We start from the raw sequence: 26,921 nt of genomic DNA, 5'->3' as shown, positions 1-26,921 counted from the left end.
CACAGAGGCGCCCCGCCGGGCGGAAAATACCAGCGGGGCGTCCTCGTGCGCTTCCGGGGCCGGATGCGGTGTGCCGGGGCGGTCAGCTCTCGGCGGTGACCGGCTCGCGGGTCGTGGTGGGGGTCAGGTGGGTGATCTGGGCGCTCTCCTTGGGCTGGCCGAGGCCCATGGAACGCATGATCATGCCGACGACACCGCCGAGGACCACGATCACCATGCCGGCCCAGAAGCCGAGCGGCTGGGCCATCACCATGAAGGCGCCCGCGACGCAGAAACCGATGAAGGCGATGATGACACCGGTCCAGGCGGCCGGGGTGTGACCGTGGCTGCTGCCCGCCATGACTTGCTCCTAGCTGCTGTGTACGTGACGTACGTTTCCGAAGGCCGCCGGTCGGTACGGGCCGGACGCCCGAAGCCCATTGTCCCGCACGCGCGCGGGAGACCGACGCGGGGGTCGAGTCTGGTTGGCCACACCCGCCCGCGGGGCTCAGCCACCGGTGGGGTCCTCGCCCCGGTCCAGGGCCTTCCACATCTCCTCGGGACGCTCCGGGTCGACCGGGCGTGCCGTGCGCCGGGGGCGCTCCGTGCCGCGCTCGTAGCGCCCCGACATCGCGGGCCACAGGCGGCCGTAGCGCAGGGCGAGCACCCCGGCGAGCAGGATCAGCACCCCGCCGACGGCCGCGACGTAGGGCCAGCCGGTGTGGGTGAGGGCGGCGACGGTGGCCGAGGTGTCGCCGGTGGTCCGGGCGGCCTGCTCGTCAAGCGCGGAGCCGTCGGAGACTCCGGCGAGGGCGGCGGCGACGATGCCCGCGCCGGAGAGCGCGAGCAGCCCGGCGACGGCGAGGCGCCCGGCCCGGCGGACCGCGAAGACGGCGACCAGCGCGGCCAGCCCCACGACGGCGAGCGCCGCCGGGACTCCGGTGATGTCGCTGCCCTTGGCGGTCAGCGGGAAGGTGCCGCCGGCCACCGTCGCGGTGCCCTCGGACCAGCGCTGCCGGGTCGCGAGCAGCGCCACGGCCGCGCCGAGCGCGCCGAACAGCAGGGCCGCGGCGAGGCTGCGCCGGCTGGCCCGGAGGGGCGCGGCGGCTTCGGTACGGGGGTGAGGTACGGCAGTCACGTACTCCACTATCGCCTGAACCCCGGGCACCGCGTCACCCGGGGTTCCCTCCGGACGGGTCAGACGGTGCCGAGCCGGTTGGCGGTGTGGACCGCGCGGAGCACCGCGGCGGCCTTGTTGCGGCACTCCTGGTCCTCGGCGACCGGGTCGGAGTCCGCGACGATCCCGGCACCCGCCTGGACGTACGCCGTGCCGTCGCGCAGCAGGGCGGTGCGGATGGCGATGGCGGTGTCGGAGTCGCCCGCGAAGTCGAGGTAGCCGACGCAGCCGCCGTACAGACCGCGCCGGGAGGGCTCCAGCTCGTCGATGATCTGCATCGCACGGGGCTTGGGGGCGCCGGAGAGGGTGCCCGCCGGGAAGCAGGCGGTGAGTACGTCGAAGGCGGTACGGCCGCGGGAGACCTTGCCGGTGACCGTGGAGACGATGTGCATCACGTGGGAGTAGCGCTCGATCGACATGAAGTCGACGACCTCCACGGAGCCGGGCTCGCAGACCCGGCCGAGGTCGTTGCGCCCGAGGTCGACCAGCATCAGGTGCTCGGCGCGTTCCTTGGGGTCGGCCATCAGCTCGTCGGCGAGGGCCTGGTCCTCCTGCGGGGTGGCGCCCCGGTGCCGGGTGCCCGCGATGGGGTGCACCATGGCGCGCCCGTCCTCGACCTTGACCAGCGCCTCGGGCGAGGAACCGACCACGTCGAAGCCGTCGAAGCGGAACAGGTACATGTACGGGGACGGGTTGGTGGCCCTGAGGACCCGGTACACGTCCAGCGCGCTCGCGGTGCAGGGCGTCTCGAAGCGCTGGGAGGGCACGACCTGGAAGGCCTCGCCCGCGCGGATGCGCTCCTTGACGTCCTCGACGGCCTCCTGGAAGTCGGGGCCGCCCCACAGCGCGGTGTACTCGGGCAGTTCGGAGGGCGGCAGCACGGCCGGGGGCTGGGCGACCGGGCGGGCCAGGTCGGCCTCCATGGCGTCGAGCCGGGCGACCGCGTCGGTGTACGCCTCGTCCACGCCGGTGTCCAGGTCGTTGTGGTTGATCGCGTTGGCGATCAGCAGGACCGAGCCCTCCCAGTGGTCCATGACCGCGAGGTCGCTGGTGAGGAGCATGGTCAGCTCGGGCAGCTTCAGGTCGTCGCGCTCGCCGGGGCCGATCTTCTCCAGGCGGCGGACGATGTCGTAGCCGAGGTAGCCGACCATGCCGCCGGTGAAGGGCGGCAGGCCCTCCTGGTGCGGGGTGTGCAGGGCCTGGAGGGTGGCGCGCAGGGCGACCAGCGGGTCGCCGTCGGTGGGGACGCCGACCGGCGGGGTGCCGAGCCAGTGGGCCTGGCCGTCGCGGGTGGTGAGGGTGCCCGCCGAGCGGACGCCGACGAAGGAGTAGCGCGACCAGGAGCGGCCGTTCTCGGCGGACTCCAGGAGGAAGGTGCCGGGGCGTTCGGCGGCGAGCTTGCGGTAGAGGGCGACGGGGGTGTCGCCGTCGGCGAGGAGCTTGCGGGTGACCGGGATGACGCGCCGGTCGGCGGCGAGCTTGCGGAAGGTGTCGAGGTCCATGGCGTTCACCGGTCTGTGTCCTTGGCGTCCTTCAGCAGCACGTCGGCGTCGAAGCAGGTGCGGTCGCCGGTGTGGCAGGCGGCGCCCGTCTGGTCGACCTTGACCAGCAGGGTGTCGGCGTCGCAGTCCAGCGCGACCGACTTCACCAGCTGGACGTGGCCGGAGGTGTCGCCCTTGACCCAGTACTCCTGGCGGCTGCGGGACCAGTACGTGCAGCGGCCGGTGGTCAGGGTGCGATGCAGCGCCTCGTCGTCCATCCAGCCGAGCATCAGTACCTCGCCGGTGTCGTACTGCTGGGCGATGGCGGGCACGAGTCCGTCGCGGTCGCGCTTGAGGCGGGCGGCGATCTCCGGGTCGAGGCCGCTGGGGCGGGGGCTGCCGGTCGTACGGGTCATGGGGGCCATTGTGCCGTGCGGGGCGGCGCGTCACGGTCCGTGTCCGCTGTCCGGTCCTTCCGTATGGTCGTAGGCTGAGCCCATGTCGACCTTCGCCAAGCGTGAACGGCTGTTGCTCGCCGACCTCTTGGAAACCGCCGGTCCGGAAGCCCCGACATTGTGCGAGGGGTGGACCACCCGGGACCTGGCCGCGCACGTGGTGGTGCGCGAGCGCCGCCCCGACGCGGTCGCGGGCCAGTTCGTGAAGCAGCTCGCGCCCCGCCTGGACCGGGTGATGGAGGAGTACACCGCGAAGCCGTACTCCGAGCTGATCCAGCTGATCCGGACGGGCCCGCCGAAGCTCTCGCCGTTCTCCGTCAAGCAGGTGGACGAGGCGTCGAACACGGTGGAGTTCTTCGTCCACGCCGAGGACGTGCGCCGCGCCCAGCCGGACTGGAGCCCGCGCGAGCTGGACCCGGTGTTCCAGGACACGCTGTGGTCGCGCCTGGAGCGCACGGCCCGCCTCGCGGGGCGCAAGGCGCCGACCGGCCTGGTGCTGCGCCGCCCGGACGGGCAGACGGTGGTGGCGCACAAGGGAGCGCCGGTGGTGACGGTGACCGGGGAGCCCGCCGAGCTGCTGATGTTCGTCTTCGGGCGGCAGGACGCGGCCAAGGTGGTCCTGGACGGCGACCCGGACGCGATCACCAAGCTCGGCGAATCCCGGCAGCTCGGCATCTGAGTCCCGGGGGCGCGCCGCCGTGATCAAGGTCGCGATGACCGGGGTGTACGTCGACGACGTCGAGCGGGCGCACACCTTCTACACGGAGGTGCTGGGCTTCGAGACACGGCTGCACATGGACCTCGGCGAGGGCGCCCTGTTCGTCACGGTGGGAGCGCCGGACGGGGCCCAGCCGGACGTGCAGCTGCTCCTGGAACCCGGCGAGGGCCCGATCGCGGAGCCGTACCGGGCGGCGCTGTACGAGGCGGGGCTGCCGTCCATCGTGTTCGCGGTGGACGACCTGTTCGCCGAGTACGAGCGGCTGCGCGGCCTCGGGGTGCGCTTCCCGCACCCCCCGACCGTCCAGGGCCCGCTGCTGGCGGCGGTCCTGGACGACACGGTGGGCAATCTGGTCCAGCTGACCCAGCCGATCCCCTGACGGGACCGGTCAGCGGGGCAGCTCGGCGCGGCGCAGCGCGGGGAACGCGAGGACGACGACTCCGCCCAAGCCGCAGACGGCGGCGCTGACGGCGTACACCGGCCCGGTGCCCCAGGCGCCGATCGCCGCGGCGGCGAACGGCATGCTCAGCGGGGCGATGCCGAGGCTGACCAGGCTGGCGACGGAGGTGACCCGGCCGAGGTAGGCGGGGTCGCCCTGGGTCTGGAGCAGCGCCCCGCACAGGGCCCCGCTGAGCCCGGCGAGCAGCCCGACGAGCAGCGCGATGCCGACGGCGGCGGGCAGCGCGGACGCCTGGCCCAGCGCCCCGACGGCGACGGCACCGGCCACGCAGGCGGCCCCCGTGACCAGTCCGGCCCGGGGCAGCCGTCCCCGTACGGCGAGCAGCATCGAGACGGCGCCCGCTCCGGCCCCGAACCCGGCGAGCACCCAGCCCATGCCGGAGGCCCCCCAGCCGCGCCGGTCGGCCAGCAGGGTCAGCCCGATGTTCAGCGGCCCGACGAACCCGAGGTCCCCGAGCGCGATGGCCAGCACCAGGGGGCCGAGGACGCGGTGGTGACGGATGTAGGCGAGCCCGGCACGCAGGTCGTGCCAGGGGCCGACGGGGCGCGGGGCAGAGGCGGGGGCGGGGGTGGCCTCCGGCGCGGCGGGAGCGGCCGGGGCGAGGGGCACGGTCGCCACGGCGGAGACGGCGTCCGCGGGCAGCACGGGGGCTGCGGGCGGCACGGGGGCTGCGGGCGGCACGGTCTCCGTGGTCGACACGGTGGCCGCGAGCGGCAGGGTCGCCGCCGGGACGGCCTCCCCGGCCGGTACGACCGCCACAGGCGCCACCGACTCTCCGGCACCGGGAGCGGGAGCGGTCTCCCCCGGCCCGCTCGTCCCCCCGGGCGTGCCGGTCTTCCCGGCCGCCTCCTCCGAGGACAGCCCCCGTAGCCGCACCGAGACCAGCAACGGCACCGATACCGCGATGAGCACCCCGGCCACGCCGAACGCGCCCGCCGCGCCGCCGGTCGCGATGGCGAGCCCGCCGAGCGGGGCGCCGACGACGGAGGCGAACCGGTTCGCGAGGCCGCGCATCCCCTGGACCCGGGTGAGCTGGTCCGGGCCGGTGATCCTGGCGGGCAGGGCGCCCACGGCCGGGACGAACACGGCGTCGACGGCGCCGAACAGCAGCGCCAGCGCGGCCAGCGGCCACAGTCCGGGCCGGGCGAGGAACAGCAGCGCGGCCACGGCGAGGACGGCCGCGCAGCGCACGGTGTCGCTGCCGATGACGACCCGGCGCGGCCCGAACCGGTCGGCCACCACCCCGCCGCCCAGCATCAGCAGGGCACGCGGCAGCGCGCTGACGGACACCACGATCCCGGCCTCCGCCGGGCTCCCGGCCCGTACGGCGGCCCAGGACAGGGCGAGATAGAAGACGCTGTCGCCGACCATGGAGGCGGCGTAGGCCCCGAGCCAGCGCAGGACGTTGGGGTCGCGGTGGGCCGCCCGGCTCTCGGTCCGGGCGGCCGGGCGTATCGCGGTGTCGGTCACTGGATCACGCGGCCCACTCGCGCAGCAGGCGGGCGGTCTCCTGGAGGTCGGCCTCGTCGCTGCGGATGTCGGAGACGAGCTTGGCGACCTCGCCGCGCGGCATCTCGAAGGGCACTCCGGACTGCTCCATGTACTCCCAGGCGCAGGCGACACCGATCGACGCGTTGTAGTCGCTGAACGGCCGCAGGCGCAGGGCGGTGTGCAGGAAGGTGGCCGCCCGGGAGGCGATCTCCTCGTAGTAGGGCTCGCCCGCGACCCGCTCGTACCGGTGCCGCTCGACCATGCAGTGGAGGGCGCCCCAGTCACGGATGGGCGTGTTCTGCGGGGAGACGTTGACCTGGATGTTGAGCACCCATCCCGGGTCGACGTACAGCGTCATCGAAGTCCCTTCGGGAAGCGCTCCTCGAAGTCGGCCATGATCTCGCGGGCCTTCTTCGAGGCCCCCTCGACGAACCGCTGCTTCTGCCGCCGCCGCACCACGTCCTCGGTCAGTATGTCGTGGGCCAGCCGCTTGATCGCCACGCCCTGCTCCTTGGCCTCGGCGCGCAGCTCGGCCAGCTCTTCCTCGGTGAACTCGATCGTGATTCCAGGCATATGCGCAGCCTATACAGCCTGGAACCCCGACCACTACCGTCTTCACTACCACGAGTGAAGGTACGAACAGCCGATGGAATCACCGGACGGGCGCGCCCCTTACCTGACGGGGTGCCCCGCCTCCCGCAGCGTCCGCTTCACATCGCCGATCCGCAGGTCCCCGAAGTGGAAGACCGAGGCCGCGAGGACCGCGTCCGCGCCCGCCTCGACCGCCGGGGAGAAGTGCTCCAGCGCGCCCGCGCCGCCCGAGGCGATCACCGGCACGGAGACGTGCTTGCGGACGGCGGCCAGCATCTCGATGTCGTAGCCGTCCTTCGTGCCGTCCGCGTCCATCGAGTTGAGCAGGATCTCGCCCGCGCCCAGCTCGGCGGCCCGGTGCGCCCACTCGACCGCGTCGATGCCGGTGCCCTTGCGGCCACCGTGGGTGGTGACCTCGAAGGAGCCGGACGGCGTGCGGCGGGCGTCCACCGAGAGGACCAGCACCTGGCGGCCGAACCGCTCCGCGATCTCGCGGATGAGGTCGGGCCGGGCGATGGCGGCCGTGTTGACGCCCACCTTGTCCGCGCCCGCGCGCAGCAGCTTGTCCACGTCCTCGGCGGTGCGGACGCCGCCCCCGACGGTGAGCGGGATGAAGACCTGCTCGGCGGTGCGGCGCACCACGTCGTAGGTGGTCTCCCGGTCGCCGGAGGAGGCGGTGATGTCCAGGAAGGTCAGCTCGTCGGCGCCCTCGGCGTCGTAGACCTTGGCCATCTCCACCGGGTCGCCCGCGTCGCGCAGGTTCTGGAAGTTGACGCCCTTGACGACCCGGCCGTTGTCCACGTCCAGGCAGGGGATCACGCGTACGGCCAGGCTCATGCGGACACTCCTCGGAACGCCTCCACCTCGATCTCGACGACCAGGCTGGGGTCCACGAAACCGGAGACGATGATCATGGTTGCGGCGGGCCGGACGGAGTCGAACAGCTCCTTGTGGGCGCGTCCCACATCGTCCACGTCCCGGGCATGGGTGATGTACATACGGGTGCGCACCACGTCGTCGCGCCCGAGGCCCACCTGCTCCAGCGCGCCGAGCGCGACGTTGAAGGCGTTGACGGCCTGCTCGTACGGGCCGCCCCCGGCGATCTGCCCGTCCACGATGGAGGTGCAGCCCGAGACGAGGACCAGGCCGTTGGGCAGCTCCACCGCGCGGGAGTAGCCGAACTGCTCCTCCCAGGGCGCGCCGGTGTTCACACGGCGTACGTCACTCACCGGGCCACCGCCGCCAGAGCCTCTTCCAGGGTGAAGGCCTTGGCGTACAGCGCCTTGCCCACGATGGAGCCCTCGACGCCGAGCGGCACGAGGTCCGCGATGGCGCGCAGGTCGTCCAGCGAGGAGACGCCGCCGGAGGCGACGACCGGGCGGTCGGTGGCCGCGCAGACGTTCCTCAGCAGCTCCAGGTTGGGGCCCTGGAGGGTGCCGTCCTTGGCGATGTCGGTGACGACGTAGCGGGCGCAGCCCTCCTTGTCCAGGCGGGCGAGCGTCTCGTAGAGGTCGCCGCCGTCGCGGGTCCAGCCCCGGCCGCGCAGGGTGGTGCCGCGCACGTCCAGGCCCACCGCGATCTTGTCGCCGTGCTCGGCGATGACCTTGGCGACCCACTCGGGGGTCTCCAGGGCGGCGGTGCCGAGGTTGACGCGGGTGCAGCCGGTGGCGAGGGCGGCGGCGAGGGTGTCGTCGTCGCGGATGCCGCCGGACAGCTCCACCTTGATGTCCATGGCCTGCGCGACCTCGGCGATCAGGGCCCGGTTGTCCCCGGTGCCGAACGCGGCGTCCAGGTCGACCAGATGCAGCCACTCCGCACCCGCGCGCTGCCAGGCGAGGGCGGCCTCCAGCGGAGAGCCGTAGGAGGTCTCGGTGCCGGACTCGCCGTGCACGAGGCGTACGGCCTGGCCGTCGCGGACGTCGACGGCGGGGAGCAGTTCGAGCTTGGCCATGGTCTTAGAGGGTTCCGATCCAGTTGGTGAGGAGCTGGGCACCGGCGTCGCCGGACTTCTCGGGGTGGAACTGGGTGGCGGCGAGCGCGCCGTTCTCCACGGCGGCCACGAACGGGCCGCCGTAGGTCGACCAGGTCACCGCGGGCGGGGTCATGGCCGCGTTGAGCTGCTCGAACTCCCAGTCCTGCACGGCGTAGGAGTGCACGAAGTAGAAGCGGTCCGCCGGGTCGAGGCCCGCGAAGAGCCGCGAGTCGGCGGGGGCGTCGACGGTGTTCCAGCCCATGTGCGGGACGACGTCGGCCTTGAGCGGGCCGACCGTGCCGGGCCACTCGTCCAGGCCCTCGGTCTCGACGCCGTGCTCGATGCCCCGGGCGAACAGGATCTGCATGCCGACGCAGATGCCGAGCACCGGGCGGCCACCGGCCAGACGGCGGTCGATCACCCAGTCGCCGCGGGCCGCGCGCAGGCCCTCCATGCAGGCGGCGAACGCGCCGACGCCCGGCACGAGCAGGCCGTCGGCGTTCATCGCCCGGTCGAAGTCACGGGTGATCTCGACGTCGGCGCCGACGCGGGCCAGCGCGCGCTCGGCGGAGCGGACGTTGCCGAAGCCGTAGTCGAAGACCACGACCTTCTTCGGGTCGCTCAACTCCACACCCCCAGCCGCATGACGCCCGCGACCAGGCACATGGCCGCGCCGATGGAGACCAGCACGATCAGGCTGGTCGGCATCTTCTGCTTGACGAAGGAGATGATGCCGCCGACCAGGAAGAGGCCGACGACGATCAGCAGGGTGGACAGTCCGGTCATGGGGTTACAGCGCGCCCTTCGTGGAGGGGAGGATGCCGGCCGCGCGCGGGTCGCGCTCGCTGGCGTAGCGCAGGGCGCGGGCCAGGGCCTTGAACTGGCACTCCACGATGTGGTGTGCGTTGCGCCCGTACGGCACGTGCACGTGCAGCGCGATCTGCGCCTGGGCGACGAAGGACTCCAGGATGTGCCGGGTCATCGTCGTGTCGTACTCGCCGATCATCGGGGCCATCTTCTCGGGCTCGGTGTGCACGAGGTAGGGGCGGCCCGAGAGGTCGACGGTGACCTGGGCGAGGGATTCGTCCAGCGGGACCGTGCAGTTGCCGAAGCGGTAGATGCCCACCTTGTCGCCGAGCGCCTGCTTGAAGGCGGCGCCGAGCGCGAGGGCGGTGTCCTCGATGGTGTGGTGGGTGTCGATGTGCAGGTCGCCGTCGGTCTTCACGGTGAGGTCGAACAGACCGTGGCGGCCGAGCTGGTCGAGCATGTGGTCGTAGAAGCCGACGCCGGTGGCGATGTCGGTCTTGCCGGTGCCGTCGAGGTCGATCTCGACGAGGACCGAGGTCTCCTTGGTGGTGCGCTGCACGCGGCCTGTCCGGCTCATGCGTCTAGCTCCTTCTTCAGCTCGCGTACCGCGTCGAGGAACGCGTCGTTCTCTTCGGGGGTGCCGGCCGACACCCGCAGCCGTCCGGGGACGCCGTTGTCCCGGACGAGGACGCCGTAGTCGAGGATGCGGCGCCAGGCGGCCTGGGTGTCCGTGAAGCGGCCGAACTGCACGAAGTTGGCGTCGGACTCGGTCACGTCGTAACCGATGGCGCGCAGTTCGGTGACCAGGCGGTCCCGCTCGGTCTTCAGCTGCTCGACATAGCCGAGCAGGGTGTCGGTGTGTTCCAGGGCGGCGAGCGCGGTCGCCTGGGTGACGGCCGACAGGTGGTACGGCAGCCGGACCAGCTGGACGGCGTCCACCACGGCCGGGTCGGCGGCGAGATAGCCGAGGCGCAGCCCGGCGGCGCCGAACGCCTTGGACATGGTCCGCGAGATCACCAGGTTCGGGCGGCCTTCGAGGAGCGGCAGCAGCGAGTCGCCGTGGCTGAACTCGATGTACGCCTCGTCCACGACCACCATGGACGGCTTCGCCGCCTGCGCGGCCTCGTACAGCGCGAGGACCGTCTCGGGCGGAACGGCGTTGCCCGTGGGGTTGTTGGGGGTGGTGATGAACACGACGTCGGGCTTGTGCTCGGCGATGGCGCGCTCGGCCGCCGCGAGGTCGATGGTGAAGTCCTCGCCGCGCGGCCCGGAGATCCACCCGGTGCCGGTGCCGCGCGCGATGAGCGCGTGCATGGAGTACGACGGCTCGAAGCCGATCGCGGTGCGGCCGGGCCCGCCGAAGGTCTGGAGGAGCTGCTGGATGACCTCGTTGGAGCCGTTGGCCGCCCAGACGTTCTCGACGCCGAGGTCGTGATGCCCGGTCTTGGTGAGGTACTTGGCCAGTTCGGTGCGCAGCTGGACCGCGTCCCGGTCGGGGTAGCGGTTCAGGTTCCGGGCGGCCTCGCGCACCCGCTCCGCGATCCGCTCGACGAGCGGTTCGGGCAGGGGGTAGGGGTTCTCGTTGGTGTTCAGCCGGACGGGGACGTCCAACTGGGGCGCACCGTAGGGGGACTTGCCGCGCAGCTCGTCCCGGACGGGGAGATCGTCGATGCCGGTCACTTGGTCTCCGGTACCTTCCAGCCGAACCTCGCCTTGACCGCCGCGCCGTGCGCGGGCAGGTCCTCGGCCTCCGCGAGCGTCACCACGTGGTGGGCGACCTCGGCCAGGGCGTCCTTCGTGTAGTCCACGATGTGGATGCCGCGCAGGAAGGACTGCACGGACAGGCCCGAGGAGTGGCAGGCGCAACCGCCGGTGGGCAGCACGTGGTTGGACCCGGCCGCGTAGTCCCCGAGGGAGACCGGGGCCCAGGGGCCGATGAAGACGGCGCCCGCGTTGCGCACGCGGTCGGCGACGGCGGCGGCGTCGCGGGTCTGGATCTCCAGGTGCTCGGCGCCGTACGCGTCGACCACCCGCAGGCCCTCCTCCACGCCGTCCACGAGGACGATCGCGGACTGCTGCCCGTTCAGCGCGGGGACGATCCGGTCGTCGATGTGCTTGGTGGCGGCGACCTGGGTCTTCAGCTCGGCCTCGACCGCGTCGGCCAGCTCCACCGAGTCGGTGACGAGGACGGCGGCGGCCAGCGGGTCGTGCTCGGCCTGGCTGATCAGGTCGGAGGCGACGTGCACCGGGTCGGCCGTCTCGTCGGCGAGAACCGCGATCTCGGTCGGGCCCGCCTCGGCGTCGATGCCGATCCGGCCGGTGAAGAAGCGCTTGGCGGCGGCGACCCAGATGTTGCCGGGGCCGGTGACCATGGTGGCGGGCGGGCAGGACTCGGTGCCGTAGGCGAACATCGCGACGGCGGTGGCGCCACCGGCCGCGTATACCTCGTCCACGCCGAGCAGGGCGCAGGCGGCGAGGATCGTCGGGTGCGGGAGGCCGCCGAACGCGGCCTGCGCCGGGGAGGCGAGCGCGATGGACTCGACCCCGGCCTCCTGCGCGGGCACCACGTTCATGATCACGGAGGAGGGGTAGACCGAGCGGCCGCCGGGCGCGTAGAGCCCGACCCGGTCGACGGGCACCCACTTCTCGGTCACGGTGCCGCCGGGCACGACCTGGGTGGTGTGGTCGGTGCGGCGCTGGGCGCGGTGGACCAGGCGGGCGCGGCGGATGGACTCCTCCAGCGCGGCGCGCACGGCCGGGTCGAGGGCGTCGAGCGCGTCGGTGAGCGCCTGGGCCGGGACACGGACGGATTCCAGCCGTACTCCGTCGAACCTCTCCGCGAAGTCGATCAGTGCCGCGTCGCCACGATGATGCACGGCCTCGCAGATCGGACGCACCTTCTCCAGGGCGGCCGAGACGTCGAAGTCGGCTCGGGGCAGCAGGTCGCGCAGGGCGGGGCCCTCGGGGAGGGCGTCGCCGCGCAGATCGATTCGGGAGATCACAGTCCCAATTCTCTCAGACCGCCGCAGCGGGCCGTCCGCGCGTATCAGTGGCTGATACGACTCGTGGGACAACCGGGGGTACAGAGCGTGGCCGGAACGTCGTCACGTGGTGTGTTGCGGAGGTCACCGGGCGGGCATCAGCGGCGTACGGGTGGCCGAGGACGAAGAGGGGGCCGCTGTGACCGATGGGTCCGGACAGGGCACCGGGGGCCCGCCGGAGGACCTGACGCCCGCCGAGGCGGGCATGTGGCAGGCGTTCCGCGACGGCAGTACGTACGACCTGACCTGCGGGGACGCCGCCGTGGACGATCCGCACGGCGACTATCTGTGGGGGCCTGGACGCAGTGTGCGGGCGCGGATCGTGTCCTGGCTGCTGCTGGACGGGCCGCCCGCGCTCGCGGGCCGGGTCTCCGCGCTGAAGCTGAGCGGGGTGCGGATCACCGGCACGCTGGAGGTGGCGGGCGGCACCGTGACGCCGTACGTGGAGCTGCGCGGCTGCCGGTTCGACGACGAGGTCCGGATGCCGGAGGCGCACTTCACGACGCTGCGCCTGGTGGACTGCGCGGTGCCGCGTCTGGAGGCGGCCCGGGTGCACACCGAGGGCGATCTCCATCTGCCGCGCTGCCGCTTCCGTGAGGGCGTGCGGCTGACCGACGCCCAGATCGGCACCGATCTGCTGCTCAACCAGGCGGTCGCGCACCGGGACCGCAGCGGACGCTCCCTCGCCGGGGACGGCATGAGCGTGGGCCAGGACCTCCAGGCCGAGATGCTGGAGTCGTACGGCGAGCTGAGCCTGCGCGGTGCGACGGTCGGGGTGTCGCTGAGCCTGCGCGGGGCCCGGCTGGTCAACCCGTACGCGCGGCGCGCGCTGAACGCCCCGCAGCTCACCGTGGGCCGCACGCTGTACATGACCCCGGCCGGGGTGGGCAGCCCGCTGCTGAGCGGGACCACGCCCGCGCGCGGGACACGGGTGCGGCCCTTCGAGTGCCGGGGCGGGGTGCGCCTGGACGACGGGCGGTTCGGGGACGCGGTGGACCTGGAGCGGGCCCGGTTCGTGCTCGGCGACGACCAGGAGGTGTCGCTGCGCCGGGTGCAGACGCCCGAGCTGCGCTTCCTCGGGGACCGTCCGCCGCGCGGGCGGGTGGTGCTCTCCGGTGCCCGGATCGTGAACCTGGTGGACCACGCGGGCAGCTGGCCGGAGCCGGGCAACCTCCAGATGGGCGGCTTCGCGTACGAGAACCTGGTGCCGAGGGGGCCGTTCCCGCTGACCCGGCGCCTGGACTGGGTGGCGGCGGCGACCGCCGAGTACCACCCGGAGCCGTACGAGCGGCTTGCGGCCGTGCTGCGGGCGGCCGGGGAGGACGAGGACGCCCGCGAGGTGCTGCTCGCCAAGCAGCGCCGACGCCGCGAGACGCTGCCGCTGGCGGCCAAGCTATGGGGGTACGCGCAGGACTGGGCGGTGGCGTACGGCTACCGGCCGGGGCGCGCGGCGGTGTGGATGGCGGTGCTGTGGGCGGCGGGCACGCTGGCGTTCCGGCACGCGGGGCATCATCCGACGGACCCGGACACGCATCCCGCCTGGAGCCCGGCGCTGTTCACCCTGGATCTGCTGCTGCCGGTGGTGGACCTGGGCATGGCGGGCCAGTGGCGGCTGCGCGGGGCCTGGCCGTGGCTGGTGGCGGCGCTGATCCTGCTCGGCTGGGTGCTGGCGACGGCGGTGGCGGCGGGAGCGACGAGGCTGCTGAGACGGGGGTGAGCGACGGGACGGCGGGGGCGGGTGCGGCGCGGCGCGGGAAGCCGAGGGGAGCCGAGGGGAGCCGAGGGGAGCCGACATTTCAGCGGGCTCCCGACAAGACCGCAGAAGTCACCTTTTTACCGGCTCTTGACCTTACGTGATACAACCTTCCACGACTTGCCCCAACCCTCTGGCGCAGCCGCGACCTGCGGACTTTCAATGGTCGACACCATGGTTCCACTGCCCGCGTTCCTCCGCCCCACCCGGAAGACACGACGCGCCGCGCGCCTGGCCGACCCCACCCCGGCCGCCGACGACGCCGTCCTCGACGCGCCGGACGACCGCCTCTCCCCCGTGCTCGTCGCCGCCGCGCGCGGTGCGTACGAACCCGCCGCCGCCCTGCTCGCCGCCACCCGCGCGGCGGCCCGCTGGGAGGACCGGGACGGCTACGCGCGGCGCCTGGCCGCCTTCGCCCACGCGCGCCCCGAGTGGTTCGACGCCTGGCGTACGGCCGCCCCGGACGACCCCGGCGCGCTGCTCGTGTCGGCCCAGCTGGCGGTGGACCGCGTCTGGCCCTCCCCCGCCCGGGCCGAGCTGCTGCGCGCGGTGAGCCCGCTGATCACGGCCGCCGCCCGCGCCGACGACCGCGACCCGGTGCCCTGGCGGATCGCCCTGGATCACGCGCGCGGCTCGAAGGCCGGACACCGCTACTTCGAGGAGCTGTGGGAGGCGGCCGTACGCCGGGCCCCGCACCACTACGGCTGTCATGTGGCCGCGCTGCGCTATCTGGGCACCTTCTGGCACGGCTCGCACCGCGAGTGCTTCGACTTCGCCGAGCGGGCGGCGCAGGACGCGCCCGCCGACTCGCTCGTACAGGCGCTGCCCGCGCGGGCCGCCTTCGGCTATCTCACGGACCTGTGCGGCCCCGAGGTGGCGCGGTCCCGCCTGGACGGGGCCGCCGACCGCGCGGCGGACCTCTCCGGGCGCTTCCCGGCGGCCGATCCGTGGCCCGCCGAGGTCCGCAACAAGCTGCTCTACGTGCTGCTGCGCCTGGAGCGCTGGGACGAGGCCCGCGACCAGGCCGCCCTGATCGGCCCGTACGCCACCTCGTTCCCCTGGACCCTGGTCTCCGACGACCCTCTCGGCCACTTCCTGCGGGTGCGCGCGGCGCTGCTCTCCGGGGGCCGGGGCACCGCACTCGCGGGGCTGATCCCGACACCCCGGCGCCCTGACGGCGGGCGGCAGGGGTCCGGCGGCGGCCATGACCATTAGGCTGGGGCGTCGTGACCATCGCCCGCCTGCCCCTCTTCCCGCTGAACACGGTGCTGTTCCCGGGTCTCGTGCTGCCGCTGACCGTCTTCGAGGAGCGGTATCGCGCCATGATGCGCGAGCTGCTGAAGACCCCGGAGGAGGAGCCGCGCCGGTTCGTCGTCGCGGCCATCCGGGACGGCCACGAGGTGGCGCCGAGCCTCCCGGGGATGCCGGACCCGACCGCGCTGCCCGACCAGGGCCCGGCCGCGGGCTTCGGCCCCGAGCCCCTCAAGGCGGTGCACCGGATCGGCTGTGTGGCGGACGCGGCGACCGTGCGGGAGCGGGAGAACGGCACCTTCGAGGTGCTGGCGACCGGCACCCGGCGGGTGCGGCTGCTGTCGGTGGACTCCTCGGGCGCCTTCCTGACGGCCGAGGTCGAGGAGCTGACGGAGGAGCCCGGCGACGAGGCGGGCGCGCTCGCGGAGGGCGTCCTCGACTCCTTCCTGCGCTACCAGAAGCGGCTGGCGGGCGCCGCCGAGCACTCCCTGGCGGATGCCGAGCTGCCGGACGACCCCAATGTGGCCTCCTATCTGGTCGCGGCGGCCATGGTCCTGGACACCCCGACCAAGCAGCGGCTCCTCCAGGCGCCCGACACCGCCTCCCGGCTGCGGGACGAGCTGAAACTCCTTCGCTCGGAGACCGCCATCATCCGTAGCCTGCCGTCGCTGCCCGCGTTCGAACTGACCCGGGCGCGCACCAGCCTGAACTGACCCGAACCGAGGCCGAACCCCCGATGGCGAAGAAGTCCAAGAAGCAGCAGTCCGGCGGCACTCCGGCGACGGTGGCGCTCACCTCGGCGGGCGTCGACCACACGGTCCACGCCTACGAGCACGACCCCGCCCACCCCTCCTACGGCGAGGAGGCGGCCGAGGCGATGGGCGTCTCCCCCGAGCGCGTCTTCAAGACGCTGGTGGCCGAGGTGGACGGCGCGCTGACGGTGGCCGTGGTCCCCGTCTCCGGCTCCCTCGATCTCAAGGCGCTGGCGTCGGCGGTGGGCGGCAAGCGGGCCGCGATGGCCGACCCCGCCCTCGCGGAGCGCACGACCGGCTATGTCCGGGGCGGCATCTCCCCGCTGGGCCAGCGCAAGCGGCTGCCCACGGTCCTGGACGCCTCGGCGAAGGACCACGCCACGATCTGTGTCTCGGCGGGGCGCCGGGGCCTGGAGGTGGAACTCGCGCCCACCGCGCTGGCCGAGCTGACCTCGGCGGTGCTGGCGCCGATCGCCCGCGCTTAGCGGACATGCGAGAGGGCCCCGGCTCCGGGGCCCTCGGTACGCGCTTCCGCCCTACCGCTGCGGCGGCTTTGCCCTACTGCTGCTGCTGCGGCCCATAGTCACCCGGCCGGCCGAAGTCCTCGTGCTCCTCCGGATCGCGCGGCCCGAAGAGCGCCGTCAGCCCCAGATGGACGAGCAGCGCGGCGAACGGCCAGGCCAGCAGGGCGCCCTTGGCCCCCAGCCGCAGCGGGGCCGCGAAGGTGACCCCGGCGCCCACCGCCTTCGCGCGGGCGATGACGTCCTGCCCCGGTCCGAGCCACACCCCGAGCCGCCAGGCCAGCAGCGAGGCCAGCAGCCCGCCCACACCGAGGCCCACCGCGAGCGGCACGCCCCCGCGCCTGCGCACCAGGAACACCCCGAGCGCACTGAGGACACCGAAGGCGAGGCCCAGCAGGGTGAACGTGCCGTCCACCCCGACCGCCTGCTCGCCCTCGCTGTCCTTGAGGTACACCACCCAGCTGTGGTCCGCCGAGTCGCCGACGAGCGGCACCTGCGGGGCCAGCTGCCACCACAGCACACCGAGCAGCACCCCGCTCAGCGCCACCACCGCCGCGATCACGGCGGCCTCCCGCACTTCGGTCTTCATTCCGGGGCCGTCCTGTTCGTACCGTTCCGCGGCCGGCTCACCATCGGGCGGTCCCTGCCGGACCGGGTGCGCGGAGTCTTCGTGCGGCGGCGGAGGGGGAGTCAGCGGTGCGGTCACCCTGACATCGTGCCAGGTCGTGCTGTGCGCCGCGTCACCGGACGGCGGCCCGGCGATAGGCCCGGGTGGCCACCGCGAGGGAGATCACCCCGACGCCCGCGCACACCCCCAGGTCAGCGAGGACGACGGCCCAGTCGGGGTGCGGACCGAAGGTGCGGGCGTACGCCTCGACGCCGTAGGTCGAGGGCAGCAGATCGCGGGCCAGCCGCACGATCCCGGGCATCCGGTCGGCGGGCAGCACGCCGAGCAGCAGCGCCGCCGACATGCCCAGCTGGCCGAGCAGGGTGGCCAGTTCGGGGCGCGGGGCGAGCAGTCCGCAGGCGGCGCCGACGCCGGAGAGCGCGGCCCCGGCGAGCGGGATCACCGCCAGCAGGACCCAGATGTTGGAGACCGGCAGCCCGAACAGCGCGCAGCCGAAGAGCGCGGTGACCAGCGTGCCGGGCACGGTGAAGGAGGCGTACGCGGCTGCCGCGCCCAGCACCACGGCGGCGGGCGGCACCGGCAGGGTGGCGTAGTGGTCGAGACCGCCGCTCGCGCGCAGCTGGCCGAAGTACTGCGAGAGCAGGTTCAGCGCCACATAGGCGACGACCAGCACGGACGAACCGGCCACCACCGACCACGCCTCGGGGCCGCCGTCGACGACCCCGCGCATCATCACGGCGATGCCGACGGACTGGAAGACCGCCACGAACAGCAGCGGGATGCGCGCCACCCGAGCGCGGGAGAGCTGTGCGCGGTAGACGGCGGCCAGCGACGGTCCGAACTGCGCGGGCGGGCCCAGTTCGACCGCGCCCCGGGCCTGCTCGGGCACGGTCCGCACGGCACTGGGCCGGACCTCCGCGGGTACGACACTCACGACGAGCTGCTCCTCTTCCCGACGGCGGCGGGGGCGCCGTCCTCCAGGGACCACGGCGTCCACTGGGACCATACGGATGCGGCGGGTTCCGCGCTCAGCGGGGTCACGGCCGGGCCCTCGCTCATCCCTTCACCAGCCCCTGCCGGGCCGCGCCGCCGAGCGCCAGGTAGACGTCCTCCAGGCTGGGGGTGGCCAGCGTGAAGTCGTCCAGCGCGGCGAAGGCGGCCCCGCCGGTGACGGTGGCGACGGCGGCCCGCGCCTCCTCGGGGGCGAGCCGGAGGGTCCAGCGACGGCCCGACTCGGTGGCCCGCTCGCGCAGCACGGCGACCTCGGGCACCTCCAGGGGTGCCCGCTCGCGCCACACCAGCTCCACCCGCACCTCGCCGGAGACGCGTTCCTTGAGCCCGGACGGGGTGTCGCAGGCGATCACCCGGCCCCGGTCGAGCACGGCGACCCGGTCCAGGACGGTCTCGGCCTCGATGACGTTGTGGGTGACGAGCAGCACGGTCGTGCCGTGCTCGGCCCGCCGCCGGTCCACGGCCGTCCAGACCGCGCGCCGGGCCACCGGGTCCATGCCGGTGGTGGGTTCGTCCAGGACGAGCAGCGGGCGGTCCCCGACGAGCGCGGCGGCCACACAGGCGAGCCGCCGCTGTCCGCCGGACAGCCTGGTCAGCGGGCGCCCGGCGAGCGGACCGAGTTCCAGCTCGTCCAGGACGGCGTCCCGCTCCTCCCGCGCCCGCCGTGCGTCCAGGCCGCGCAGCCGCGCGGTGGTCTCGACGGCGAGGGCGACGGTCAGCTCGTCCAGGGCGGAGGACTCCTGGCCGAGGTAGGCGAGGATGCGGGCGGCCCGCTCGGGGTGGCGCACGATGTCGTGGCCGAGGATCTCGACGCTGCCGGAGTCGGGGCGCAGCAGCCCGGTGAGCTGGCGTACGAGGGTGGACTTGCCCGCGCCGTTCGGGCCGAGCAGCCCGAAGACCTCGCCGCCGCGCACCTGGAGGTCCACCTGGTCGGTGGCCCGTACCTCGGGCGTGCCGGGGGCTCCGCGCCGTCCCTTGACGGGCGGGTAGGTCTTGCAGAGCCCGCGCACGCGTACGGCCTCGCCGTACCGAAGTGCCTGTCCCGCGCGCGTCCTCACAAGGGAGGAGCGTACGGGGTGCGGACCCTTTACTCGTCTTTGGGGCACCTCATCTCGGCATCCGCCGGTTCCGTCCCGGTCCGGCGCCGGTCCAGCCCCTGGTCACTCCCCTGCCGGGGCGTCGGCGGCGGTCGCCGGGACGTCGAACTCCCGCCAGAAGCCCGCCCGGATGGCGTAACGGTCGTGCTCGTCGATCTGGTCGTCCTTGTGGGCGAGCAGGCCGAAGCGGGCGGCGTAGCGCAGCAGCTCGCCGTCGATGCGGTGCGGGATGCGCGGGTACATCGCGGACAGCCGGTGCAGATGGCCCTGGTCGCCGAGCCGGGACATCCAGCGGCGGGCGAAGACCTGGCCGACCTCGTAGGGGTCGCCGCCGACGGTGGTGATGTCCTCCTCGCGGTCCGCCCAGCGCTGCTCGGCGGTGGTGAGCTGGGCGAGAGTCGGCATGGAGGCGGCCTCGGGCGGCTCGGCGGGGGTGCCGGGGCGGTCCACCCAGCCCTTGTCGGAGGACCAGCGCAAGGTGGCGCTGGCCGGGTGCTGCGCGGGGTGCGGGGAGGCCGCGCCGGGCGCGCGCAGCGCGGCGAGGTCCTTCGGGGTGGGGACGCCCTTGGGGGCGCTGGGCCGCTCCTCGGCGCCGTTGCGGGTGTGCCCGCCCGCCGGGTGGGGGTGGGCGGTCTCCTCGTCGGCGCGCTCCCCGGAGGGGGCGAGCGCGGAGTCGGGCAGCGGGGCGGAGAGGATCGCGGCGATGTCGGGGCGGGGCGGGGGCGGCGGGGCGCAGACGCCGGTGAGTTCCTTGGCGCGGACGGCCTGGATGATCCAGGCGCGGTCGAGGACGCGCCGCTCGTCGGCCTCGGCGACCAGGTCCTCGGACTGGTTGTAGTCGCCGTCGGCGGCCTGGACGGCCCACAGGTGGACGGCGACGCCGTGTTCCTTGGCGGCCATCATGCCGGGCAGCAGATCGCCGTCGCCGGTGACCAGGACGATGTCGGAACAGGCGCGGTTGCGGGCCAGCTCGGTCAGCTCGGCGTGCATGGCCGCGTCGACGCCCTTCTGCGCCCAGCGCCCGTCGGTACGGGTCAGAGCGCCGAGCCGGACGGTGACCCGGGGCATCACCCGCAGTCTGCGGTGCTCGGGCTGCGGCACCCGGTCGGGGGCGCCGTCGAACCAGTAGATGCGCAGCAGGGGGCGCCCGGTCTCGGCCTCGGCGCGCTCGCGCAGGGCCTGGATCAGCGCGGGGTGGTCGACGGTGATCCGGGACCGCGAGGGTTCACCGGCGAGGAGGCTGGCGGCGGCACCCAGCAGATACCCGGCGTCCACCAGGACGATGCAGCGGTCCACGCGACTCACCCTCTTCCCCGGAGTTTTGCTTCGGACTTCCTTCGAGTCTGCCCGACCGCCCGGGGGTTAACGGCCCGAACTCGATCTTCGGCGTGGCGTTTCCGGCGCTCGCGCCCTCACCATCCCTGTCACAGACGGTAATTATCCGACATGCGATTGATGTCAGCGTATGTGAATCTGATGACGGCCCTGGCCCCTAGACCCCCTTCAGGAGGCAGATCCCCATGGCCAAGAACAAGAACCGCAAGCAGACCGGTCCGAAGAGCCGCTCGTCCCAGGCCGAGCAGGCCACGGAGAACTCGCAGCGGCAGGCCGAGCAGACGCACGAGTCCGCCACGCAGGGCGTCGGCGGCGCCTCGGACTACGCCCGCAAGCAGAACAAGCGCTTCGGCCACAACTGAGTGCTTTTGAAGGGCATATGAGCCCGGCGAGCGGATGAGAGAAGGGGCGCACTCCCGCGGGGTGCGCCCCTTCTCTCACTGCTTGCTCACCGCTTTTTCACTGCCGTACCCGGTGTGTTCAGCCCGCCAGGCAGGACGGGCCGAGCAGCACCTTCAGGTCGCCGTAGAGCGCCGGGTCGGGCTTGACCCGGTGGCGGTCCAGGCGCAGCACGGTGGTCTTGTGCGGTCCTTGGAGCTTGATGCGGACCTCGCTGTCGCCCTTGTGGTGGCTGAGGATCTCGCCGAGGCGGCTGACCATGGGCGGGGTGACGCGGGTGGCCGGGATGGTGAGGATCACCGGCGCGTTGGTGCCCGCGTTGGACAGGTCGGGCACCTGGAGTTCCATGGCGACGAGCCGGGGCACGTCCTCGCGCTTGTCGAGCCGTCCCTTGACGAACACCACGGCGTCCTCGACGAGTTGGGTCGAGATGAGCTGGTAGGTGGCCGGGAAGAACATGCACTCGATGGAGCCCGCGAGGTCTTCCACGGTGGCGATGGCCCAGGCGTTGCCCTGCTTGGTCATCTTGCGCTGGAGGCCGGAGATGATGCCGCCGATGGTCACCACGGCGCCGTCGGAGTGCTCGCCGCCGGTCAGCTGGGAGATGCCCGCGTCCGCCTTGTCGGAGAGCACGTGCTCCAGGCCGAAGAGCGGGTGGTCGGAGACGTAGAGACCGAGCATCTCCCGTTCCTGGGCGAGGAGATAGGTCTTGTCCCACTCCTCGTCGGTGAACTGGACGTCGAGTCCGAAGCCGGGCTCGTCGCTCGCCTCCTCGCCCATGCCGCCGAAGAGGTCGAACTGCCCCTCGGCCTCCTTGCGCTTGACCGCGACCACGTTGTCGATCATCGGCTCGTACTGCGCGGTCAGGCCCTTGCGGGTGTGGTTCATCGAGTCGAAGGCACCGGCCTTGATCAGCGACTCGGTGGTGCGCTTGTTGCAGGCGACCGCCTCGACCTTGTCGAGATAGTCCGGGAAGGAGAGGTACTTCCCCTTGGCCTTGCGGCCCCGGATGATCGCCTCCACCACGTTGGTGCCGACGTTGCGCACCGCGGAGAGGCCGAAGAGGATCACGTCGTCGCCCTGGGCGGCGAAGTTGGACTCCGACTCGTTGACGTTCGGCGGGAGCACCTTGATGCCCATGCGGCGGCACTCGTTGAGGTAGACCGCCGACTTGTCCTTGTCGTCCTTGACGGAGGTCAGCAGTCCGGCCATGTACTCGGCCGGGTAGTTGGCCTTGAGGTAGGCGGTCCAGTAGGACACCAGGCCGTACGCGGCGGAGTGCGCCTTGTTGAACGCGTAGCCGGCGAACGGGACCAGCACGTCCCACAGCGCCTGGATCGCCTCGTCGCTGAAGCCCTTGTCGCGGGCGCCCTTCTGGAACAGGACGAAGTTCTTCGCCAGTTCCTCGGGCTTCTTCTTGCCCATCACGCGGCGGAGGATGTCGGCCTCGCCGAGCGAGTAGCCCGCGATGATCTGGGCGGCCTTCTGCACCTGCTCCTGGTAGACGATCAGGCCGTAGGTGACGTCCAGGACCTCCTTGAGCGGCTCCTCCAGCTCGGGGTGGATCGGCGTGATCTCCTGCTGCCCGTTCTTGCGCAGCGCGTAGTTCGTGTGGGAGTTCATGCCCATCGGGCCCGGCCGGTACAGGGCGGAGACGGCGGAGATGTCTTCGAAGTTGTCCGGCTTCATCAGGCGCAGCAGCGAGCGCATGGGGCCGCCGTCGAACTGGAAGACGCCGAGGGTGTCGCCGCGCTGGAGCAGTTCGAAGGTCTTCGGGTCGTCGAGCGGGAGGCCCAGGAGATCGATGTCGATCCCCTTGTTGGCCTTCACCATCTTGACGGCGTCGTCCATGATCGTGAGGTTGCGCAGGCCCAGGAAGTCCATCTTCAGCAGGCCGAGCGACTCACAGCTCGGGTAGTCCCACTGGGTGATGGTCACACCGTCGGTGTGGCGCACCCACACCGGGACGTGCTCGGTGATGGTCTCGCTGGACATGATCACGCCGGCGGCGTGCACACCCATCTGCCTCACCAGGCCCTCCACACCGCGCGCGGTGTCGATGACCTTCTTCACGTCCGGCTCGTTCTCGTACATCCCCCGGACCTCGCCCGCCTCCGAATAGCGGGGGTGGCTCGGGTCGGTGATGCCGGAGAGCGGGATGCCCTTGCCGAGGACGTCGGCGGGCATGGCCTTGGTGATCCGGTCGCCCATCGCGTACGGGTAGCCGAGCACACGCGCGGAGTCCTTGATCGCGTTCTTGGCCTTGATGGTGCCGTAGGTGCCGATCATGGCGACCTTGTCGGCGCCGTACTTCTCGGTCACGTACCGGATCACCTCGACGCGCCTGCGCTCGTCGAAGTCGATGTCGACATCGGGCATCGAGATGCGCTCGGGGTTGAGGAACCGCTCGAAGATCAGGCCGTGCGGGATCGGGTCGAGGTCGGTGATGCCCATGGCGTACGCGACGATCGAACCGGCCGCGGAGCCTCGGCCGGGGCCGACCGCGATGCCGTTGTTCTTGGCCCACATGATGAAGTCGGCGACCACGAGGAAGTAGCCGGGGAAGCCCATCGAGATGATGACGTCCATCTCGTACTCGGCCTGCTTCTGGCGGTCCTCGGGGACGCCGCCGGGGAAGCGGCGCTCCATGCCCCGGCGGACCTCCTCCTTGAACCAGGTGACCTCGGTGTAGCCCTCGGGGATGTCGAACCTGGGCATGAGGTTCTTGGCCTCGAACATGCCCGTGGTGTCGACCATCTCGGCCACCAGGAGGGTGTTGGCGCAGCCCTCCTGCCAGGCGTCCGAGGAGTCGATGGCGTACATCTCGTCCGTGGACTTGAGGTAGTAGCCGGTGCCGTCGAACTTGAAGCGGCCGGGCTCGGAGAGGTTCTTGCCGGTCTGGATGCACAGCAGGGCGTCGTGGGCGGCGGCCTCGTGCGCGTAGGTGTAGTGCGAGTCGTTGGTGACCAGCGGCGGGATGCCGAGCTTCTTGCCGATCTCCAGGAGGCCGTCGCGGACCCGGTGCTCGATGTCGATGCCGTGGTCCATCAGCTCCAGGAAGTACCGGTCCTTGCCGAAGATGTCCTGGTAGTCGGAGGCGGCCTTGAGGGCCTCGTCGAACTGGCCGAGGCGCAGCCGGGTCTGCACCTCGCCGGAGGGGCAGCCGGTGGAGGCGACGATGCCCTCGGACCACTGCGAGATGGTCTCCTTGTCCATGCGCGGCCACTTCTGCAGCCAGCCCTCGGCGTACGCGTCGGAGGACAGCCGGAAGATGTTGTGCAGCCCGGTCTTGTTCACCGCCCACATCGTCTTGTGGGTGTAACCACCCGAACCGGAGACGTCGTCCCGCTTCTGGTGCGGCTGGCCCCACTGGATCTTGCGCTTGTTGCGCCGGGACTCGGGGGCGACATACGCCTCGATCCCGATGATCGGGGTGATCCCGGCCTTCTTCGCGGTGTGGAAGAAGTCGTACGCGCCATGGAGGTTGCCGTGGTCGGACATGGCGATGTGTGTCATGCCCATCTCATTGCAGGCATTGAACATGTCCTTGAGCCGCGCGGCACCGTCCAGCAGCGAGTACTGGGTGTGGACGTGCAGGTGCGTGAAGGGCGGCTTCGACACGATGTGGCCTCCAGATGAACCGGCGGGGGGACAGCGAAGAAGTCTATGCCCCGGCACTGACACTCCCGGGCTCCGTCCACGTACCTTCCTCGGGAACCGGGCACTCCCGCGCCGCCTCGCCCGTTGGAGACGGGGAAGCGCGCCGTGGCCGCTCCCTCGTTTTTCGCACGCACCGCACCAGCACCAGGAGGCATCCCGCGATGTCGGTACCCCAGCTCAGCGACGAGCAGCGCGGCGAGGAGATCCTCGCCGTCTTCGACACCGCCTTCGGCCGGCTCCTGGCCGCCGATCCGGCCGCGTTCCGGGTGAAGTTCCGCAAGATGGCCGCGAGCGCCTTCGCCTTCTACCGGGGCACGGCCTGCCTCTTCTACCACGACCTGGATGCCGACAAGCGCGGCGGCCCGTACCTGGACGAGCGCACCTCGCGCGTGTGGATACACGGCGATCTGCACGCCGAGAACTTCGGCACGTACATGGACTCCAACGGCCGCCTGGTCTTCAACGTCAACGACTTCGACGAGGCGTACGTCGGCCCCTTCACCTGGGACCTCAAGCGCTTCGCCGCCTCGATCGCGCTGATCGGGTACGCGAAGGCGCTCAGCGACGAGCAGATCACCGAGCTGGTCACGGTCTACGCGGCGGCCTACCGCGAGCGCGTCCACGCGCTGGCCACCGGCGCCAAGGACGACGAGGTGCCGCCGTTCACCCTGGACACCGCCGAGGGCCCGCTCCTGGACGCGCTGCGTGACGCCCGCTCGCTGACCCGGTTCGGGCTCCTGGAGTCGATGACCGAGATCCGCGACTTCGAGCGCCGTTTCGCGCCGGGCGGCGGCTCCGTCGAGCTGGACGCGGCCACCCGCTACAAGGTCCTGGCCGCCTTCGACGGCTACCTGGAGACCCTGCCGGAGAGCAGCCTGGTCCGCCCGGAGTCGTACCGGGTGAAGGACGTCGTGGGCCGCCGGGGCATCGGCATCGGCTCGGCCGGGCTGCCGTCGTACAACGTCCTCCTGGAGGGCGCCACCGACGCCCTGGAGAACGATGTGGTGATCTACATCAAGCAGGCCCAGACCCCGGCCGTCTCCCGGCACATCACCGACCCGGCGATCAGCGGCTACTTCCAGCACGAGGGCCACCGCACGGTGATCTCCCAGCGCGCCCTCCAGGCGCACGCCGACCCGTGGCTCGGCTGGACCGAGCTGGACGGCGCGGGCCAGCTGGTCGCCGAGATCTCGCCGTACGCGGTCGACCTGGACTGGGGCGACATCGACGACCCGGAGGAGATCGCGACCGTCGTCGCCGACCTCGGCCGGGCCACGGCCACCATGCACGCCGCCGCCGACGACCAGTCCGGCGAGTCGCTGGTCCCGTTCTCCACCGAGCGCGCCATCGACGCGGCCCTCGCGGCCGACGAGGAGAGCTTCGCGCCCCTCCTGGTGGACTTCGCCCACAGCTACGGCGCCCGCGCGCGGGCCGACCACCAGATCTTCCTCGACCTGTTCCGCAACGGCCGGATTCCGGGGCTGTAACCTTCCCGGCGCCGTCCGGGACCTTTGAGGTCCCCTTCACCGCGTACGTGACAGACTCTGCTCTCACCATGGACATATCCGGGACTCAGCTCAGGGCCGTGCGCGCGGCGCTGTTCACGGCCTGCACCGTGACGCTCGCCGCCGCGTCGCACGTCCTGCTGTCCCGCGCCCCGCTGCCGCCGGTGACCGTGCTCGCGGTCGCCTGCGGGGTGTTCCTCGCGGCGTACGCGCTGGCGGGCCGCGAGCGCGGCTCCGGCCGTATCGCGGCCCTCCTGGTCCCGCTGGAGCTGGCGGCGGACACGGTCTTCACCACCGGGCAGCACGCCTGCTACGGCCGCGCGGGCGGCCCGGTGGCGGGCCCGCTGCACACCTTCGGTCTCGATCTGCTGTGCCGGGGCGAGGCGCTGGGCACCCCGCTGACCCGGCTGACCGGCGCCCCCGCGCGGGCGGCCGTACCGCTCGCCCACCCGGCCCCGGCCACCGCCTGGCTGCTGCTCGCCGCGCATCTCGCGGTGGGGCTGCTGGCCGCCGCCTGGCTGGGCCGGGGCGAGCGGGCCCTTGCCGCGCTGCTGCGCGCGGCGGCCACGACCACGTTCCGCCCGCTGCTGCTCGCGGTGGCCGCCGTGGCGGTCCGCCCGGCCCCGGCCCGGCGCGTCCCGCGCCCCCGGCCGCGCCCCGCGGTCCCGCACGGCCTTCTTCTGACGCACTCCCTGGGACGACGCGGCCCTCCGTGCCCGCCCGCCCTCGCCTGCCCCTGAGGGGCGGCGCCGAGCACGGCTCGGCTGCCCACACGTATCCCCCGCGCACCTGTGCCCCGAGCACGTCGTGTGCGCGTCCCCTATGGAGATCACCACC

At 72.5% G+C, this 26,921-nt stretch carries 29 protein-coding genes; 9 read left to right on the top strand and 20 right to left on the bottom strand.

Annotation, left to right across the window (positions count from 1 at the left end; translation table 11 throughout):
- Window positions 1-82 precede the first annotated feature (82 nt).
- The 4 genes from B079_RS0109965 to hisI all read right to left on the bottom strand — a co-directional run bounded on the left by B079_RS0109965 (window position 83) and on the right by hisI (window position 3,053).
- Window positions 83-340, bottom strand: coding sequence for an HGxxPAAW family protein (locus B079_RS0109965; RefSeq protein WP_018545649.1), 258 nt, complete (start codon window positions 338-340; stop codon window positions 83-85).
- 147 nt (window positions 341-487) lie between these two features.
- Window positions 488-1,126, bottom strand: coding sequence for a TIGR02234 family membrane protein (locus B079_RS0109960; RefSeq protein ID WP_018545648.1), 639 nt, complete (start codon window positions 1,124-1,126; stop codon window positions 488-490).
- Window positions 1,127-1,176: 50 nt separating this feature from the next.
- On the bottom strand, window positions 1,177-2,658 hold the full coding sequence (locus tag B079_RS0109955; RefSeq protein ID WP_026248537.1) for an anthranilate synthase component I: 1,482 nt from the start codon (window positions 2,656-2,658) through the stop codon (window positions 1,177-1,179).
- Window positions 2,659-2,663: 5 nt separating this feature from the next.
- The gene (gene hisI / locus B079_RS0109950; RefSeq protein WP_026248536.1) at window positions 2,664-3,053 is read right to left on the bottom strand and encodes a phosphoribosyl-AMP cyclohydrolase; all 390 of its coding nucleotides are present in this window, start codon (window positions 3,051-3,053) and stop codon (window positions 2,664-2,666) included.
- Window positions 3,054-3,135: 82 nt separating this feature from the next.
- On the opposite strand from hisI, the gene B079_RS0109945 reads away from it, so the two are divergent.
- Both B079_RS0109945 and B079_RS0109940 read left to right on the top strand, forming a co-directional pair.
- Window positions 3,136-3,771: a TIGR03085 family metal-binding protein gene (locus tag B079_RS0109945; protein WP_018545645.1), complete on the top strand. Its 636-nt coding sequence runs from the start codon at window positions 3,136-3,138 to the stop codon at window positions 3,769-3,771.
- A 19-nt stretch (window positions 3,772-3,790) separates the two neighbouring features.
- Entirely contained in the window at window positions 3,791-4,189 is a 399-nt protein-coding gene (locus B079_RS0109940) for a VOC family protein (protein WP_018545644.1), read from the top strand.
- Window positions 4,190-4,198: 9 nt separating this feature from the next.
- On the opposite strand, the gene B079_RS0109935 is transcribed toward B079_RS0109940, so the two are convergent.
- The 11 genes from B079_RS0109935 to hisD all read right to left on the bottom strand — a co-directional run bounded on the left by B079_RS0109935 (window position 4,199) and on the right by hisD (window position 12,133).
- The gene (locus B079_RS0109935) at window positions 4,199-5,740 is read right to left on the bottom strand and encodes an MFS transporter (RefSeq protein ID WP_018545643.1); all 1,542 of its coding nucleotides are present in this window, start codon (window positions 5,738-5,740) and stop codon (window positions 4,199-4,201) included.
- A 4-nt stretch (window positions 5,741-5,744) separates the two neighbouring features.
- Window positions 5,745-6,119, bottom strand: a complete 375-nt coding sequence (locus tag B079_RS0109930) for a hypothetical protein (RefSeq protein ID WP_018545642.1) — start codon at window positions 6,117-6,119, stop codon at window positions 5,745-5,747.
- On the bottom strand, window positions 6,116-6,334 hold the full coding sequence (locus B079_RS0109925) for a hypothetical protein (RefSeq protein ID WP_018545641.1): 219 nt from the start codon (window positions 6,332-6,334) through the stop codon (window positions 6,116-6,118). Before B079_RS0109925 ends, B079_RS0109930 begins: the two co-directional genes overlap by 4 nt.
- Window positions 6,335-6,433: 99 nt before the next feature.
- Complete coding sequence (gene hisF / locus B079_RS0109920) at window positions 6,434-7,189, bottom strand: imidazole glycerol phosphate synthase subunit HisF (protein WP_018545640.1); 756 nt, start codon at window positions 7,187-7,189, stop codon at window positions 6,434-6,436.
- Window positions 7,186-7,581 (bottom strand): RidA family protein, encoded by a 396-nt coding sequence (locus B079_RS0109915; RefSeq protein WP_026248534.1) that lies wholly within the window; start codon window positions 7,579-7,581, stop codon window positions 7,186-7,188. The genes hisF and B079_RS0109915 overlap by 4 nt, the downstream gene beginning before the upstream one ends.
- A complete protein-coding gene (priA, locus tag B079_RS0109910; protein WP_018545638.1) occupies window positions 7,578-8,303 on the bottom strand; it encodes a bifunctional 1-(5-phosphoribosyl)-5-((5-phosphoribosylamino)methylideneamino)imidazole-4-carboxamide isomerase/phosphoribosylanthranilate isomerase PriA in 726 nt (241 codons plus the stop codon). The genes B079_RS0109915 and priA overlap by 4 nt, the downstream gene beginning before the upstream one ends.
- 4 nt (window positions 8,304-8,307) lie before the next feature.
- Window positions 8,308-8,949: an imidazole glycerol phosphate synthase subunit HisH gene (gene hisH, locus B079_RS0109905; protein WP_026248533.1), complete on the bottom strand. Its 642-nt coding sequence runs from the start codon at window positions 8,947-8,949 to the stop codon at window positions 8,308-8,310.
- Window positions 8,946-9,110: a hypothetical protein gene (locus B079_RS35490; RefSeq protein ID WP_018545636.1), complete on the bottom strand. Its 165-nt coding sequence runs from the start codon at window positions 9,108-9,110 to the stop codon at window positions 8,946-8,948. Before B079_RS35490 ends, hisH begins: the two co-directional genes overlap by 4 nt.
- Before the next feature lie 4 nt (window positions 9,111-9,114).
- Window positions 9,115-9,708, bottom strand: a complete 594-nt coding sequence (gene hisB / locus B079_RS0109895) for an imidazoleglycerol-phosphate dehydratase HisB (RefSeq protein ID WP_026248532.1) — start codon at window positions 9,706-9,708, stop codon at window positions 9,115-9,117.
- A complete protein-coding gene (locus B079_RS0109890) occupies window positions 9,705-10,811 on the bottom strand; it encodes a histidinol-phosphate transaminase (protein ID WP_018545634.1) in 1,107 nt (368 codons plus the stop codon). Before B079_RS0109890 ends, hisB begins: the two co-directional genes overlap by 4 nt.
- The gene (gene hisD / locus B079_RS0109885) at window positions 10,808-12,133 is read right to left on the bottom strand and encodes a histidinol dehydrogenase (RefSeq protein WP_018545633.1); all 1,326 of its coding nucleotides are present in this window, start codon (window positions 12,131-12,133) and stop codon (window positions 10,808-10,810) included. The genes B079_RS0109890 and hisD overlap by 4 nt, the downstream gene beginning before the upstream one ends.
- Window positions 12,134-12,311: 178 nt before the next feature.
- On the opposite strand from hisD, the gene B079_RS0109880 reads away from it, so the two are divergent.
- The 4 genes from B079_RS0109880 to ybaK all read left to right on the top strand — a co-directional run bounded on the left by B079_RS0109880 (window position 12,312) and on the right by ybaK (window position 16,413).
- Window positions 12,312-13,889 carry a hypothetical protein gene (locus tag B079_RS0109880; protein ID WP_026248531.1) on the top strand — a complete coding sequence of 526 codons (1,578 nt, stop codon included), beginning with the start codon at window positions 12,312-12,314 and terminating at the stop codon, window positions 13,887-13,889.
- A 198-nt stretch (window positions 13,890-14,087) separates the two neighbouring features.
- A complete protein-coding gene (locus B079_RS0109875) occupies window positions 14,088-15,140 on the top strand; it encodes a hypothetical protein (protein WP_018545631.1) in 1,053 nt (350 codons plus the stop codon).
- Window positions 15,141-15,151: 11 nt separating this feature from the next.
- Entirely contained in the window at window positions 15,152-15,889 is a 738-nt protein-coding gene (locus B079_RS0109870) for an LON peptidase substrate-binding domain-containing protein (protein WP_018545630.1), read from the top strand.
- A 23-nt stretch (window positions 15,890-15,912) separates the two neighbouring features.
- Window positions 15,913-16,413: a Cys-tRNA(Pro) deacylase gene (gene ybaK / locus B079_RS0109865; RefSeq protein WP_018545629.1), complete on the top strand. Its 501-nt coding sequence runs from the start codon at window positions 15,913-15,915 to the stop codon at window positions 16,411-16,413.
- Window positions 16,414-16,486: 73 nt separating this feature from the next.
- Here the strand turns inward: ybaK and B079_RS0109860 are convergent, their stop codons facing one another.
- The 4 genes from B079_RS0109860 to B079_RS0109845 form a co-directional block, all read right to left on the bottom strand.
- Window positions 16,487-17,155, bottom strand: coding sequence for a hypothetical protein (locus tag B079_RS0109860; protein WP_026248530.1), 669 nt, complete (start codon window positions 17,153-17,155; stop codon window positions 16,487-16,489).
- 34 nt (window positions 17,156-17,189) lie between these two features.
- Window positions 17,190-18,011, bottom strand: a complete 822-nt coding sequence (locus B079_RS0109855) for an ABC transporter permease (RefSeq protein ID WP_018545627.1) — start codon at window positions 18,009-18,011, stop codon at window positions 17,190-17,192.
- 121 nt (window positions 18,012-18,132) lie between these two features.
- Complete coding sequence (locus B079_RS0109850; RefSeq protein WP_018545626.1) at window positions 18,133-19,098, bottom strand: ATP-binding cassette domain-containing protein; 966 nt, start codon at window positions 19,096-19,098, stop codon at window positions 18,133-18,135.
- Between the two features lie 150 nt (window positions 19,099-19,248).
- Complete coding sequence (locus B079_RS0109845; RefSeq protein ID WP_018545625.1) at window positions 19,249-20,481, bottom strand: NYN domain-containing protein; 1,233 nt, start codon at window positions 20,479-20,481, stop codon at window positions 19,249-19,251.
- 224 nt (window positions 20,482-20,705) lie between these two features.
- On the opposite strand from B079_RS0109845, the gene B079_RS35485 reads away from it, so the two are divergent.
- Entirely contained in the window at window positions 20,706-20,882 is a 177-nt protein-coding gene (locus tag B079_RS35485; RefSeq protein WP_018545624.1) for a hypothetical protein, read from the top strand.
- A gap of 118 nt (window positions 20,883-21,000) precedes the next feature.
- On the opposite strand, the gene dnaE is transcribed toward B079_RS35485, so the two are convergent.
- A complete protein-coding gene (gene dnaE / locus B079_RS0109835; protein ID WP_018545623.1) occupies window positions 21,001-24,540 on the bottom strand; it encodes a DNA polymerase III subunit alpha in 3,540 nt (1,179 codons plus the stop codon).
- 200 nt (window positions 24,541-24,740) lie between these two features.
- Here dnaE and B079_RS0109830 point away from each other — a divergent pair, with 200 nt between their 5' ends.
- Both B079_RS0109830 and B079_RS0109825 read left to right on the top strand, forming a co-directional pair.
- Window positions 24,741-26,066 carry a DUF2252 domain-containing protein gene (locus B079_RS0109830; protein ID WP_018545622.1) on the top strand — a complete coding sequence of 442 codons (1,326 nt, stop codon included), beginning with the start codon at window positions 24,741-24,743 and terminating at the stop codon, window positions 26,064-26,066.
- A gap of 68 nt (window positions 26,067-26,134) precedes the next feature.
- The gene (locus B079_RS0109825; RefSeq protein WP_026248529.1) at window positions 26,135-26,824 is read left to right on the top strand and encodes a hypothetical protein; all 690 of its coding nucleotides are present in this window, start codon (window positions 26,135-26,137) and stop codon (window positions 26,822-26,824) included.
- Window positions 26,825-26,921 lie beyond the last annotated feature (97 nt).

The sequence above is a fragment of the Streptomyces sp. LaPpAH-108 genome, from assembly GCF_000373625.1.
GTDB lineage: Bacteria > Actinomycetota > Actinomycetes > Streptomycetales > Streptomycetaceae > Streptomyces.
The sequence above is the reverse complement of the archived record's forward strand: the minus strand, read 5'-3'. Positions and strand labels throughout refer to the sequence as shown.